Annotated in this window: 12 protein-coding genes; 4 read left to right on the top strand and 8 right to left on the bottom strand. The window is 51.3% G+C overall.

What is annotated here, in order from left to right:
* The first annotated feature begins 109 nt into the window (after positions 1-109).
* From JQN73_RS13320 to JQN73_RS13305, 4 genes are all read left to right on the top strand, one after another.
* Complete coding sequence (locus JQN73_RS13320; protein WP_205319375.1) at positions 110-1,219, top strand: aminoglycoside phosphotransferase family protein; 1,110 nt, start codon at positions 110-112, stop codon at positions 1,217-1,219.
* Positions 1,220-1,399: 180 nt separating this feature from the next.
* Entirely contained in the window at positions 1,400-2,101 is a 702-nt protein-coding gene (gene murU / locus JQN73_RS13315) for an N-acetylmuramate alpha-1-phosphate uridylyltransferase MurU (protein ID WP_205319374.1), read from the top strand.
* A gap of 60 nt (positions 2,102-2,161) precedes the next feature.
* On the top strand, positions 2,162-3,502 hold the full coding sequence (locus tag JQN73_RS13310; protein ID WP_205319373.1) for an aminopeptidase P N-terminal domain-containing protein: 1,341 nt from the start codon (positions 2,162-2,164) through the stop codon (positions 3,500-3,502).
* Between the two features lie 11 nt (positions 3,503-3,513).
* Positions 3,514-4,692, top strand: a complete 1,179-nt coding sequence (locus tag JQN73_RS13305) for an FAD-dependent monooxygenase (protein ID WP_205319372.1) — start codon at positions 3,514-3,516, stop codon at positions 4,690-4,692.
* A gap of 120 nt (positions 4,693-4,812) precedes the next feature.
* On the opposite strand, the gene JQN73_RS13300 is transcribed toward JQN73_RS13305, so the two are convergent.
* The 8 genes from JQN73_RS13300 to JQN73_RS13265 all read right to left on the bottom strand — a co-directional run bounded on the left by JQN73_RS13300 (position 4,813) and on the right by JQN73_RS13265 (position 14,208).
* Positions 4,813-6,192, bottom strand: a complete 1,380-nt coding sequence (locus JQN73_RS13300) for a capsule biosynthesis protein (RefSeq protein ID WP_205319371.1) — start codon at positions 6,190-6,192, stop codon at positions 4,813-4,815.
* Positions 6,193-6,287: 95 nt separating this feature from the next.
* On the bottom strand, positions 6,288-8,441 hold the full coding sequence (locus tag JQN73_RS13295; RefSeq protein WP_240162255.1) for a capsular polysaccharide biosynthesis protein: 2,154 nt from the start codon (positions 8,439-8,441) through the stop codon (positions 6,288-6,290).
* Positions 8,422-9,384 (bottom strand): SIS domain-containing protein, encoded by a 963-nt coding sequence (locus JQN73_RS13290; RefSeq protein WP_205319370.1) that lies wholly within the window; start codon positions 9,382-9,384, stop codon positions 8,422-8,424. The genes JQN73_RS13295 and JQN73_RS13290 overlap by 20 nt, the downstream gene beginning before the upstream one ends.
* 57 nt (positions 9,385-9,441) lie before the next feature.
* Entirely contained in the window at positions 9,442-9,600 is a 159-nt protein-coding gene (locus tag JQN73_RS13285; RefSeq protein ID WP_205319369.1) for a hypothetical protein, read from the bottom strand.
* A 154-nt stretch (positions 9,601-9,754) separates the two neighbouring features.
* The gene (gene kdsB, locus JQN73_RS13280) at positions 9,755-10,534 is read right to left on the bottom strand and encodes a 3-deoxy-manno-octulosonate cytidylyltransferase (protein ID WP_205319368.1); all 780 of its coding nucleotides are present in this window, start codon (positions 10,532-10,534) and stop codon (positions 9,755-9,757) included.
* Positions 10,535-10,610: 76 nt separating this feature from the next.
* A complete protein-coding gene (kdsA, locus tag JQN73_RS13275; RefSeq protein ID WP_205319367.1) occupies positions 10,611-11,450 on the bottom strand; it encodes a 3-deoxy-8-phosphooctulonate synthase in 840 nt (279 codons plus the stop codon).
* Positions 11,451-11,560: 110 nt separating this feature from the next.
* Positions 11,561-13,180: a hypothetical protein gene (locus tag JQN73_RS13270; protein ID WP_205319366.1), complete on the bottom strand. Its 1,620-nt coding sequence runs from the start codon at positions 13,178-13,180 to the stop codon at positions 11,561-11,563.
* Positions 13,177-14,208, bottom strand: a complete 1,032-nt coding sequence (locus JQN73_RS13265; RefSeq protein WP_205319365.1) for a glycosyltransferase family 4 protein — start codon at positions 14,206-14,208, stop codon at positions 13,177-13,179. Before JQN73_RS13265 ends, JQN73_RS13270 begins: the two co-directional genes overlap by 4 nt.
* Between the last annotated feature and the right edge of the window lie 37 nt (positions 14,209-14,245).

Genomic DNA, 14,245 nt, shown 5'->3' with positions numbered 1-14,245 from the left:
AAATCGTGTCAAAAAATGCATTGAGCAAACACCATCGTAGGGATTTTTTAAAATTAATCCCTTATTATATGGGAACTGACTACCTACAACCGTATTCCTGGACCGCTTAATGACATCACCTGAATTATCGCCGCTGTGCGCAGCGCCTGGAACACTCTGTTTGCCCCTTGCCGCACCGGATTTGCGCCTGCTACAAATACTTGACTGGCTGTCGACCTTAGCCGACCACCCTACGCTCGCTGATTCGATTCGGCCAGCCTCTGCCGACGCCAGTTTTCGACGTTACTTCCGCATTGATGCCGCTAACGTAGGCGTTGCTAGCGGCTCCCCTGGCGAGGTCAAAACCCTGATCGTGATGGATGCGCCGCAACCGCAAGAGGATGTGCGGCCATTTATTTCTATTGCAGGAATCTTTCACGAAGCAGGAATGTCGACCCCTGACATTTTGGCGCAGGATGTTGAACGGGGATTTTTGTTGTTATCCGACCTCGGCCCCACAACTTATTTGCAACAACTCAACGCCGAGAACACCGACGCTAACGCTTTGTATCTAGACGCAATTGATGCGCTAGTAAAGATGCAAACCCACAGCAAACCAGACGTCTTGCAGGAATATGACCGCGCCTTTTTGCAAAAAGAATTACAGATTTTTTCTGAATGGTACATCGGCAAGCATCTAAATGTCACTTTGACCACAGAGCAAAGTACCAGTCTCGACGAGGTGTTCAATGCCATTCTTGCCAACAATATGGCGCAACCGCAAGTTTACGTCCATCGAGACTATCATTCACGCAACTTAATGGTCCTGCCTAATGGCAACCCCGGGGTTCTGGACTTTCAGGGGGCGCTATACGGTCCCATCACCTACGACCTGGCTTCCCTGCTGCGCGATGTTTATCGGTCATGGGATGAAGCACAGGTACTCGACTGGGTGATCCGCTATTGGGAACGTGCCAAACGGGTCGGCCTACCGGTTGCACCCGATATCGATACTTTTTACCGTGATTTTGAATATATCGGCTTGCAGCGCCATCTTAAAATCCTTGGTTTATTTGCGCGCCTGAATTACCGCGACGGAAAACCCGAATACATGCAGCACATTCCGCAGGTGATGGACTATGTACGAAAAACGGCATTGCGTTATCGCGAGTTGATCCCGTTGGTACGGCTGATTGATAAGCTGGAAGATACGCCGCAACGGATTGGCTATACCTTCTAAGTCCGTGTTGTAATCGGTGGTAACACGCCATGACAGAGCTGAATAGTGAATAGTGACTGGTGACTGGTGACCGGTGACGCTACACTGGTCACGCTACATTTGGAGACGCCGTTTTACTGAACACGCCGCTGTTCCACCACGCCAACTCCTTTAACTGAAATAATTAAATATAAGCATCTCATGAAAGCAATGATTTTTGCCGCCGGTCGCGGAGAGCGCATGCGCCCACTGACCGACACTACTCCCAAACCGCTCCTGAAAGTCAGGGGTCGCCCGCTGATCGTCTGGCATATCGTCAATCTGGTGCGCGCAGGCATCACCGATATCATCATTAATCATGCCCATTTAGGCCAGTTGATTGAAGATACGCTCGGCGACGGCAGTAAATATGGCGCCAAAATTTCGTACTCGGCGGAAGGCACAGCGCTGGAAACGGCAGGCGCTGTCGCCAAAGCACGCCATTTGCTGGGCGAAGCCGCATTTGTCGCAGTTTCGGCCGATATTTACTGTCCTTATTTCAACTTTGAGCAGGTAAAAACCACGCTGGAAGACAACGACGTCTGGGGCGTTCCCCACCCGCTTGAAACGCGCGACGTCGCCTGGCTATATCTGGTAAAAAATCCGGACCATCATCCGCAAGGTGATTTTGCCGTGAACAGCTTTTCGGTCTCTAACGAAGGTGAGCCACGTTTTACCTATTCCGGTATAGGCGTGTTCCGTCCGATGATGTTCGATTCTGTGGCAGCTGGCGAATTTGGTAAATTAGCGCCAATAATCCGGCAATACGCTGATCTCAACCAAATCGGCGGAGAGGTGTATCGTGGAGACTGGACAGACGTTGGAACGATCGAACGCCTGGAACGACTAAACGCACCGATGTAATCGCAGAAGTTTTTCAATAATGCGCACGTTTTCGACATCAACCCAATCGCAAGGATGCACATGACCCCTTACTCCACAAGACGCGCCCAGTTAATCGCATTGATGCAAGCCAAAGGCGGCGGCGTAGCGATCATTCCAACGGCACCGGAGGTCATGCGCAATCGCGATGCCGATTACCCCTATCGCCACGACAGTTACTTCTATTATCTGTCTGGTTTTATGGAACCGGAAGCAGTCGTCGTGCTGGTCGCTGGAGAACAACCTAAAGCCATCCTGTTTTGTCGTGAAAAGAATCTGGAACGGGAAATCTGGGACGGGGTTCGTTACGGCCCCGTCGCCGCCTGCGAAAAATTCGGTTTCGATGCGGCTTTTCCGATCGAAGCGATGGCCGCTGAAATCCCTAAGTTATTAGCCGATGCACCATCCGTGTTTTATGCACTGGGTCATCAAAGCGACTACGATCAAAAACTGCAAGGCTGGTTAGACACGGTGCGCGCCATGGGCCGCGCCGGCGTTGTTGCGCCTTCTGCCATCCACAACGTACAGGTGTTGATGGACGAAATGCGCTTGTTTAAAGACGCCGATGAAGTCGCGCTAATGCGCCGCGCTGGCGTCATTTCGGCGGAAGGCCATTGCCGCGCTATGCGACTTGCCCGGCCCGGACTGCGCGAATATGAACTGGAAGCTGAACTGCTGCACGAGTTTCGCCGCCAGGGTTCCCAATATCCCGCCTATGGATCGATAGTCGCTACCGGTGCCAATGCGTGCGTGCTGCATTATCGGGCCAGCGATGCGATCCTCAAGGACGGCGATCTGGTCCTGATTGATGCCGGTTGCGAATTCGATAGTTACGCCGGCGATATTACCCGTACATTTCCGGCCAATGGCGTGTTCTCAGGTCCGCAAAAAGAATTATATGAAATTGTATTAGCCGCGCAATATGCTGCGATTGAGGTCACCCGCCCCGGCAAGCATTTTATGGATGGTCATGACGCCGCCGTGCGGGTATTGGCGCAAGGAATGCTGGATACCGGATTGCTCGATAAAAACAAGGTCGGCGCGCTTGACGACGTTATCACCAACGGCGATTTCAGACAATTTTATATGCACCGCACCGGGCATTGGCTCGGTATGGATGTGCACGATGTTGGCGAATATCGCGATCTGCATGCACCGGTCGTCCAGGGCGAGCCGAAGCCATGGCGCGGTTTGCAGCCCGGCATGGTCACCACGGTCGAACCCGGAATTTACGTGCGGCCAGCACAAGGCGTTCCAGAGAAATACTGGAACATTGGCATCCGGATTGAGGACGACGCTTTAGTCACAGAAACTGGTTGCGAACTGATGAGCACCGGCGCACCACGTGCCGTCGGTGATATCGAAGCAATGATGCGGAAATAGCCGGCCAATCAATGACAGATAGCAACCTTAGCGCCCCCGGCACACTTCATACGGATATCGCCATTTGTGGTGCCGGGCCGGTAGGAATTACACTCGCAGCCCTATTAATCAAGCGCGGCATTGCGCCAGACCGGATCGCGCTGATCGATGGCAAAACCATTGATCAGGCACGCCTCGATCCGCGTGCAATTGCGCTGTCCTATGGCAGCCGTCAAATTCTGGAAGATGTCGGCGCATGGCCTTTAGCAGCGACAGCCATTCATGAGATTCACGTTTCGCGGCGCGGACATTTCGGCCGCGCGTTGATTGAACGCGACGATTATCAGTTGTCGGCGTTGGGTTACGTTAGTCGTTATGGCGACTTGGTGACGACCCTCGCGGGATTGCCAGCATTGCGCGGCGTTTCCCTGTTGCGCCCGGTTCAGGTCAGCAGCAGTGACGAGCAAGCCGATGGAGTCAACATTGTGCTATCGGATGGCGGTGTGTCCGATGGTCGCCTGCTACGCAGCAAAATAATGGTGCAGGCCGAGGGTGGTTTGTTCGGGGCACAAACCGGCAAAACATTACAGCGTGATTACGATCAGATCGCTATCGTTGCGCACGTTCAGACCAGCGCCCCCATTCCGCATCGCGCCTTTGAGCGATTTACCGATCAGGGTCCGCTGGCGCTATTGCCCCAGGACGACGGTTACGCGTTAGTCTGGTGTGTCCGCCCGGCCAATGCTGCAGAGTTGCTTGCGCTTACCGATGCTCTTTTTCTGCAAGCGCTTGCAGACGCTTTCGGTGGGCGCCTGGGTCGTTTCCAGCGGGTCTCTCAACGCAACAGCTTTCCGCTCGGCCTGAATGCCCGCCCAGCCACTTCGGCGCGCACCGTCGCCATCGGCAATGCGGCACAAACGCTGCATCCTGTTGCAGGGCAAGGACTCAACCTGGGTTTGCGCGACGCAGCTGTTTTGGCCAAATTATTGGCGCAGGACAGTGCAACGTCAGCATTGGAAAAATTCGCCGCCCGAAGAAAGCTGGATCGCAGCATGACCATTCATATGACCGATATGATGGCGCGCGTATTTGCCAGCGCCCCGGAGGGTGCCCTCTCGCAAACCTTGCTAGGATTTTCGCTCGGTCTGGTGGACGCGTTTAAACCGGCGAAAAACCTGTTGGCCGAGCAAATGATGTTCGGACGACGCTAAGGCTAAAGTGATGCCGTTGTGGTCAAAACTTGATCATCAAGTTACTCATCAAATTACTGATCAATTCCACGCATCTAACCGAACATCCTGCGCTGAAGACGTCGGCTGTTGTCGCTCAGCTTAGGCTGATCTCCGTGCGTATCGCGCCAGTTCTGTGCGCAAATTTCGCTTGGTGCCGGCCTCCCAAGACCGGCCATCTTTGATATCAAGCAAAGTCAATGGCCCGGAAAAGCCAGAATCATTCCGTTTTCCAGTTTTCGGACAGGTAAAAAATTCATCACCATAGAAGCTTCCATTCAATTGCGTCTGCGTAATGAGGAACGCACGAAAACGGCTAAGTAACGCCTTGTCGATGTCGCTCTGCCCGGTCCAAAATTGCGCCAGTTCACCTTGGAAACTCAATCCCTCCAGGTCGTACAAGGCGCGCCCCATCACCTTCAGCGGTTTATCGTGATACAGCGCGGATAACCCAACCGTGCTGTTGATGGTGACGACGCCACGCGAATGACGCAACAAACTCGGCAGGTGCACGTCGTGGACATAGTGAACCCGGCCCGTCAAGCCGTGCTGCGCACTTAATGCCCTCAATAAACGCCGATAGTCACGCTGCCCGCGATCCATCGGGTGATGTTTGAATACAAGGTGATGTTCCTGATCCGCATGCATGGCGAACGAACCTACTACTTCCGTAATGAACTCGCGGACGTCATGATAATGGCTGTGGTGATGCACCTGACTATCATTGTAAACTTGTAATGCCACCGCAAAATAGTTGCCTGACTGATGTTTTATGAGCGACGCCATCATCTCCGCATCGCGATGTCGGTTGCGCTGTTTACGGACGAAAGAACGAAACCAGTTCTTCGTCTCATAAGTGACGGAAAACTTTTTGTGATGACGATAGTGAGGAAAAAAAACATGCAGCAATCGACCGGCGAGGTAATACCCCATAGCGCACAAGGCGGCACGTCCGAAGCTGGTATTGGTGGCCTGCGGATCAGGGATATCGATGTCCGGTAATGCGCGATAAAATTCAGCACCCCTCGGCAGCAGGGAGTGCATGTTCACGCCACCACGTTCGAGCGTGATGTAATTCGGACGAATATATCCTTCCTCAAATGCAAAAAAAGGAATCTTCATCAATGCAGCCACTTCGGCCGCCAGAGAATGATAATGTCGACAGTCACCAAAACACAAGATGCCATCGATGCGATGTTCTAGAAGAAACTGCGTAAGGAATTCCGTAAAATCGCTTAGTTTTCCCCGGTAGTTTGTTGCCTGTAGTCGACGATGGAATAACCAGTCACCGCCATTGAAGTTGATCTTGCGCACCGTGACATCACGTCGCTCCAGCCACTCCGCCACGCGATTAAAGAAATTTCCCATCGGTCCTTGCAGCATCAATACCCGTTTGCACTGTAAAAGATGGTAAAAGCCGGGCAAAGTATAGTCACCGCGCTTATAGCGCAGTGCTTGTTCAGCGTCCAGTCGTGCATTCATCTTCTGGTAGCCTCATTGAATAGGTGGTGATGAAATCGACCATTTAATTGCTTTCATTTTTTGTCAGAGTAGCGCTTCGCGACTTCGTCATTTAGCTATCGCCCGACACTGTAAGATCGGGACAACCAGGACCACGTTAAAATGCCGAGCTTGCGCCACTGTCGACGAACGAATCCGACCCGCAACCGCTCAAGGCCACCGTCACTTTCCAGTGCGTCACGAGTTTCCACGATGCGTCGCAATACCGCCTCGCAGGTGGTATATCCCCTTAAATGTTGATCCCAGTAAAGGGGGTAGCGCAACAACGTACCGGCCACCAGTTCATCCAAAGTCAAACGACGCGCACGGCGCGCGCTGGCAGCGCCATCATTGAAGATATCCTCGGTCAGCCCCCATCCAGCATAAAAAGGGAGGCCATACACCACCACGCGCTTGCCGCGCAATAAAGCATCAAAACCGGTGAGCGAGGTCATCGTATGCACGACGTCGGCGGCTTCGATACAACTCACCACCGAAAGTTGTGTTTCTACGTGATCCGCAAACTCTCGCGCCTGAATCAGCTTCAGTTTTCCGGCACGATTGCCGGAGGCGACATCCGGGTGCGGCTTGTAGACGATAAAAGCGTCTGAATGCGCCCGGCGAGCGGCTTGCAGCAATCCCAGATTGGTATTGACGTCGTTACAACCATAACGGATCGATGCATCGTTTTCGACCTGACCGGGTACCAGAACCACTTCCGCGTCACCGTTATGCCAAGCGGCCGGTTCACATGGCTCCAAGTTATATTTGGTAATCCCATGGCCAACAATGAAGTCCCGAACATGGCGTGCACGCGCAATTTCTGATGCCGAACAAAATGTCGTATTCAACATGTGCTCTAAATCGGAAAGCTGCGTGGGATCGAAATAGATACCCCGCTCATCCAGCACCAGCGACATTGGCCGAATCAAATCCGAGCCCAATCCAACTGAACGCACAAAGCCATCTTCCATACGCAAACCCCGCGCCGAATGTCGTTCTGCGAGATCGATTAAACCGGTCGGTGGGTTCCGTCCCCAGAAGACTAAACAGTCACCATGTTGCGGTCCTAGCCTTTCAGCCGCCTTAACATCAGCGACAAACACGACGCGCTTCTGATCCAATGACAACATGGCGGCGATATTGGCGGCTTTCCAGCGTCTAAATCCGATACAAATCATTCTGCCCGTATAACGTGCTGCCATACCACGCTGCGACACCAGCCAGTCAATCACATCGAAAATCGTTCCCCGTTGATGGGTCACGGGATTCAAATAACGACTGTAATGGAAATAGGCCGCAGCAAATAACGCGTCCACCGACCTCAGCTGGGTGCGACGCGCACAACGCAGCCGGTCGTCGGTCACGCCCCAACCGGCGTACCATGGCAATCCAAAAACGGTTACCGGTTTATCGGCCAATAATGCTTCAAAACCCATGGTCGAAGTCACCACATACACGCGATCCATCCGCTCGATCAAACTCAAGGGATTGATCTCCTCTCGCAGCACTACCGTGTGTTCGTCATTTTCAACATGGGTCAAATAACCGCCCTTGCGACCGGAGCTCACTTCGGGATGCGTTTTGACATAGATGGTGGCTTTCGGATTTTCCGAACGCGCAGCGGTGAGCATCGCGAGAAAAGTGTCCTCGCCGGCCCCACCCAGGGTCACACTCATATCGCCGACTGTCTGATCGATCACCAATACCCGCTGAACATCGCTGACGCGCAGCACACTGACATCCAGCGCAGGTGCATGGTTGTATTTACTTAATTGATGCGCCAGTATCAGCGCCTTGGCGCGTGCTACATCCTCATTGATTCCACGCAACAAATCGGTCGGCCCTTGCAGCAACAGCTCTAATCCTGAAGGCTGAGTACTATCGTAATAAATACCCTGTTCGTCGACGACCAACGCAAGCGGAGGAAAGCGATCACCCGTGCCGTATGAGCGCAAAAATCCATCTTCCAACGCTAAATATAGCACTCCCGATGATGCTGCCTGCTGCATCGGTTTACGAGCGGTCGGACGACGCCCCCATCCAGCGAATGCCGCGATCCGCGTGCGCTTAAGCTGCGGCGTAAACACGGCCGCTAGCGCGCGCACAAAGTAGGATTTATAGGCGCCAACATTGGCTACCGGCAAATCCAGAAATTCGCTCAAATAGGGAATCCGCAGGATACCGCGAGAAAAAATCCCGACCACCTGATCAGAGAGCAGCTTCATCATCGATCAAATCATGAATTTGCAGAATGCCGACCACTTTCCCTAGCGGGCTTTTCACCACTAAAGCATTAATTTTCTCTGCACGAATGCGTGCTTCTGCATCAGAAAAACGTTCGTTAGAAAGTATTTCCACCGGATGGGCTGACATGATCTGTCCTGCCTGAATAGTTTTGTAATCACGGTCACTATCAAAGGTGCGGCGCACATCCCCGTCCGTAATCAACCCGAGCAACTCCTCACCGTCCATGACCAGGGCGAGTCCCAAACGACCACTATTGATGATATGTACCACATCACGGAATGAATCTTCAGTTCGGCAAATGGGCAAATTTTCTTTCTGCATCACGTCTGCGACACGCGTCAACAGCCGTCGCCCCAAACTTCCACCCGGATGAAACCGCGCAAAGTCTTCTGGCTGAAAACCACGCTTGATGGAAAGGACCACGGCGAGCGCATCGCCCATCACCAGCGAAGCCGTGGTGGAACTTGTTGGTGCAAGGTTAATGTTACAAGCCTCCCGCTCGACAGAAACATCCAGAATGACATCCGCATGACGTCCCAATGTCGAATTGCTTTTCCCTGTCATCGCGACGACACGATTCTTTTGATACTCGAGGAACGGAAGCAACCGAACCAGCTCTTCCGTTTCACCGCTATTAGAAATCATCAGCAACACGTCACTCGGCAAAATCATACCCAGATCACCGTGAAAAGCCTCGGCGGGATGGACAAAAAATGCCGCCGTCCCGGTTGAAGCCATGGTCGCTGCAATCTTCTTACCGATGAGTCCGGACTTACCCATGCCGACGACCACGACCCGTCCCTCTGTTGCAAGCACAATGTCTACCGCTTTTTCAAAGTCTTCATCAATCAGGCTGGACATTGCAACCAGCGCTTGAATTTCCATTCCTACTACTTGCCTCGCCAGCGAGATCGTGTCGTTCATATGTTCTTTCGATAGGTATTTCAGGATTTGACAGGTGTTTCAAGATCTACTACGGTATTAAAAAAAGCATCGCAGCCAAAAGGCATGCAGCAATGCTAAAAGGCGTGACGGTGAATGCCGCGATACAAATGCAGCAGCATCGACCTCGCTTAAGAAAAGCGTGGTCGTCAGCACCTCAAGAGGTTTATTGACGATAATGGCGGCTTCCACCGCCATAGACGCCGCCCGAGCGCTCATCACTCGGCGGACATTGGATTCGGACACCCTGCGCAACAGGCATCGACAGGAAATATCTTGACATCAGGCTTACACCGCCTGGATACGTTACCCCATTCCAACATTAAATCTCTGCACTAACGCAAGCAGGCGTTCAGGCGTCCTCCCGCTCCATCAGATCGCGCACTCGCGCCAGACATTCGGGAGTGTCCACACCGGGTCCGGTTGGCGCAATCTCAAAGACACGAATTCGCAAGCCTGCTGCCATCAGGCGTAACTGTTCCAACTTTTCAGCCTGTTCAATCATCGGCTGCGGCAGACCTGCATAGGTCGCCAGCACCTCACGGCGGTAAGCGTACACACCGACGTGTTTCAGATAGCGGGCTGTTTGATGACCACTACCATCACTATCACCATCATCATCAACATCGCGTGAATAGGGAATAGGTGCGCGGCTGAAATAAAGCGCGTCACCATTATTTGCGAGCACCACTTTCACAGCATGAGGATTTTTGGCCTCTTGCGCGGAAATCATGTGGCACAGCGTACCTATTTGCACCGCACTGTCAGCCCGCATCCCGGCCGCCAGCTTCTCGATGTCGGCGGGCCTTACCATCGGCTCATCGCCCTGCAAATTAATATATATATCGGCCTCGATATGACGCATCACTTCGGTCAGACGGTCTGTGCCCGAAGGATGATCCGCTGAAGTCATGAGGCACACTCCACCGAACGCATGCACGGCGTTGGCAACCCGAATATCATCGGTGGCAACCACTACCACTGATGCTTGTGGCACTCGCAGCGCTCGCTCATACACATGTTGCACCATCGGCTTGCCCCGAATCTCGGCAAGTGGCTTGCCCGGTAGTCGGGTAGATCCGTACCGGGCAGGAATCACGATGGCTAGACGGCTTGTCGTTGAATCATTCAAAACAATTTATTCTCGTGGTTAAACTTCAGAATCGCTGGGAGTTTCAGCTAGTCTTCAGCTAGTCTTCAGCTGCTCTTCAGCTTATGTTCAGCGCAGGAAACGATTTCACTAGATCATCTAACGCCTTGAGTTGCGTCAGAAACGGCTCCAGTTGAGCCAGCGGCAAGGCGCTTGGTCCATCACACTTCGCGGAGTCGGGATCTGGATGTGCCTCCAGAAAGAGTCCGGCCAGTCCAACCGCAAGACCGGCGCGCGCTAGCTCAGCAACCTGCTGACGGCGACCACCTGAAGCCGCACCCAACGGGTCGCGCTGCTGTAAGGCATGGGTCACATCAAAGATGATCGGCAGGTCGTTACAGACCTTTTTCATCACACCGAAGCCCAACATATCCACCACCAGATTGTCATAGCCAAAACAGGTTCCGCGGTCGCACAGGATCAGCTGATCGTTGCCAGCTTCCTTGAATTTTTCGACAATATTAGCCACCTGGGTCGGACTCAAGAATTGCGGCTTTTTGATATTGATCACGCGTCCGGTCTTCGCCAGCGCTACTACGAGGTCAGTTTGGCGGGCCAGAAAAGCAGGCAATTGCAACACATCAACGACTTCCGCCAGAGGCCCAGCTTGCCATGACTCATGCACATCCGTAATGATCGGGACGCCAAAGGTCGACTTGATTGCTTCGAATATTTTTAGCCCTTCTTCCAAACCCGGACCGCGATACGAATGGATCGACGAACGATTAGCCTTGTCGAAACTGGCTTTGAATACGTAAGGTATGCCCAGTTTCTGCGTGACGCGCACGTATTCCTCGCAGGTGCGCAAGGCGAAATCCCTGGATTCAAGAACGTTGATGCCGCCGAAAAGAACGAAATTTCTAGCGTTACTGACGTCTATGCTATTGATCTTAACCATGCTGTTTTCCATTTGAGGTAGTCCTATTTCATTATTTCAATCATTGTCGCATTGCTGGAATACTTGTACACTCTTTCACAGATCGGCGTCACTCCAAACACATCGGAAAATCAAAAAAGATGGCGCAATACCCGAATTCCGGGATGCCGGGCATCAGCAAAAAACTTTCTCGGATTTACTTTTAGTTTCCTTAGCTTCTTTCTAATGATCCCCTTCTTGCTCGTCGCATTATTAACTGGTCGGCCGGCAGGGTATGGTACTCCTGACGAGAGAATTAGTTTATTAGCTATTTCCGAATTAGCTTTCATCACCACACGTTTTGGAGAAGCGATCGATTGAGAAGATACTAGATTTGAGGAAGCATTTTTCGCGAGAGCGATCACAAAAGGTATCTCGAAGACCTTTGCTAATCGATTAACACCCGAATCATGGATAGACACGAGCTGTTTTTGTAGCAATCTAATAAGAAAATCTTCATAGCGCATAAAGTCGGTCAAAGAAAGCGATCCGCCTATCCGTCCAGATTTCGCGTCCTCGACAAACTCGGCGACCTTATCCAGGGAATAATCGTGGGTAAATCCTTTGCCACCAAAAAAAGCGTCGCCGAACTGTACCGGCTTAAACCCGGCAAACGCTGCTTCCAGAAGACTTTGTGAATTCAAGCCAACTGCCCACGAAGAAATATTGAATAACTCGCTGATTGGATAGTCTTCTACCACTACAACCTGAGACTGTAGCGCGTCCGGCAAAGTACCCACAAATAACTTGATCGCGTTTCCAGTGAGTGGTCCTCGGACATTATTTTTTTTCTGTTCCCAGGGATGCGCTTTAAAGACTACGTTAAAGCCGACGGCCACCAAACTACGAATAAGTTCTTCGTAGAACGGAATAGAGGCCAGTCCCGTTTGCCGATATTCCAGCAACGAGAAGTCATTCACTACCTGACCGAAAATGCAGACTATGGGAAGATCTGGTTTCAAAAACTTGATTGCTTCGCCTGACTCCGGCTGTTTAACGTTCTTGTTTTTAGCCTGAATCAACTTATTGATTGCCTGCATTCGCTCTTTATCATACATATCACCATCCGGTGTTGGTGCTAACGACGAAAATACGGCCTTGTGTCGAATGTTGCAGTTGTTTGAAATCGGTTCATACTTTTCTTCGCAGTAATAGTCATTTCCCGTAAGGAAACTTTCCATTAATAACACGCGCGTTGGCGTAAACTTGAGCAACTCGATCAAAGATCGCTGGTAAATGAGGGAGCCAGAAAATACGCAGCAATGAGTAAAACCTGGCAAGTCAGCAAGTTGCCGGGACCAGAATTCAAGCCAATCCCATGCAGCAGCCAGATTTTGCATCAAGAGCGTTTTATTTATTTTATAAAGCTTATCAAAGATCCCCCGACTGCTGGAAGGATACGGGCTTGCATACCAGTCCGACGTAACGGATGACCGTGACAATATCTCAGCCCGCGCAATTTTGAATAAATTCACGCCTTTGACAGAGTGCTCATAAAGAAAATCCGGTGTAAGTCGCGCAAGGATCCGACAACGTTCGTACAGGACGTCTGATTTAGAATCGTAATTTCCATAGGTATCAATCCAATCTCTACGATTTTTTTCGAAATGGGTGGAAGCACCAGACTTTGCGACAAACTTGAAAAAAGAAGAAAAATTCTTTTGGTTGATATGCAAATTATCCGGAATGAGTATTGAAATTTTTTGATTCATGCTACTGCCATAACGTTGTTATTGTCGATCGGTTCGTTCGTCTTTTCACATACCTGTGCCGGTGCCGAAAAAAGATCCATACCGAGGATTTGCGAGTAGACGACGACGTTACCCTCAACTGATTTCTTCCAGGTTAGAATAGTGGACGCCTCGCTCGCACAAGTTTCACTTAATTGACGCAGCAACGCGGCATCGGTGACGCAAACTTTCGTTATTTCAAGAGCGTCAATTTCGGCATTCATTGTAAGAACAATTCCATTCTGCCCGTGTCTTACAAAGTCCTTCGCCATCCCGACCGCAGAAGAAAACAGAGGGGTACCGGTACTTAAGGCTTCGGGTATGTTCGCTGGGCCGCCCTCATGACTGCTACACATAAGTAGTAGGTCAATTTTTTCATAGAAGCTTTGAAACACACGATAGGGAAGTCGCTCAAATACGTCAACTTCAAATCCTAGCTGGCGAAAATCTGCGGCATCCAAACTGCGATCCTGGCCCACCAATATAAATTTAAATGCATCCGGATCGAGGCGTTTTACCAATTCATGAAGATAGGCCTCACCCTTGACACGCCTGCCATAACGACGCGAAGCAATACCAATCGTTACCTTGGAAATATCGCGGCCATATCCACTCTTCAGGTGAAGCATTTTGTCGTTGTACCCGTGCGGCACCACATAGAGCTTATCGTCTGAAATACCCTCATCAATGAGTATTTCGCGTTGGGTCTTATTCAAACAAACGACAGCTGCAGCCTCGGCATAGCGCGGCAAGAATCGTTGCCGTGCATGCCAGATGTCGGGATCATCCAGATCATGATGCACCGTGCAGACAGTCGGCTGCGCGAGCTTGGTTTCCAGGTGAGGCCGGTGATAATGGTATACATCGGCACCCTCAATAGGTTCGATTGAAACAACATAAACGATCCAGGGCGGGCTGTACTTTTTAAAGTATTGCAAAATGGCCGAGAATATTTCACTTTCGATATCTTTAGACATCACGTGATTAATTAAATAAACTTGCTTACGCATAATTAGGTGTTCCTTCGATTTATCAAATCAAATATTT

The organism is Glaciimonas sp. PAMC28666, assembly GCF_016917355.1.
Lineage (GTDB): Bacteria > Pseudomonadota > Gammaproteobacteria > Burkholderiales > Burkholderiaceae_D > Glaciimonas.
This window is presented reverse-complemented; position numbering and strand designations above follow the sequence as displayed.

Bases quoted from the DNA above. Each gene is read 5' to 3' on its own strand.
- JQN73_RS13265 (WP_205319365.1), bottom strand. From the start codon at position 14,208: ATGCGTAAGCAAGTTTATTTAATTAATCACGTGATGTCTAAAGATATC.
- kdsA (WP_205319367.1), bottom strand. From the start codon at position 11,450: ATGGTTAAGATCAATAGCATAGACGTCAGTAACGCTAGAAATTTCGTT.
- JQN73_RS13290 (WP_205319370.1), bottom strand. From the start codon at position 9,384: ATGAACGACACGATCTCGCTGGCGAGGCAAGTAGTAGGAATGGAAATT.
- murU (WP_205319374.1), top strand. From the start codon at position 1,400: ATGAAAGCAATGATTTTTGCCGCCGGTCGCGGAGAGCGCATGCGCCCA.
- JQN73_RS13305 (WP_205319372.1), top strand. From the start codon at position 3,514: ATGACAGATAGCAACCTTAGCGCCCCCGGCACACTTCATACGGATATC.
- JQN73_RS13300 (WP_205319371.1), bottom strand. From the start codon at position 6,192: ATGAATGCACGACTGGACGCTGAACAAGCACTGCGCTATAAGCGCGGT.
- JQN73_RS13320 (WP_205319375.1), top strand. From the start codon at position 110: ATGACATCACCTGAATTATCGCCGCTGTGCGCAGCGCCTGGAACACTC.
- JQN73_RS13295 (WP_240162255.1), bottom strand. From the start codon at position 8,441: ATGATGAAGCTGCTCTCTGATCAGGTGGTCGGGATTTTTTCTCGCGGT.
- JQN73_RS13270 (WP_205319366.1), bottom strand. From the start codon at position 13,180: ATGAATCAAAAAATTTCAATACTCATTCCGGATAATTTGCATATCAAC.
- JQN73_RS13285 (WP_205319369.1), bottom strand. From the start codon at position 9,600: ATGGCGGTGGAAGCCGCCATTATCGTCAATAAACCTCTTGAGGTGCTG.
- JQN73_RS13310 (WP_205319373.1), top strand. From the start codon at position 2,162: ATGACCCCTTACTCCACAAGACGCGCCCAGTTAATCGCATTGATGCAA.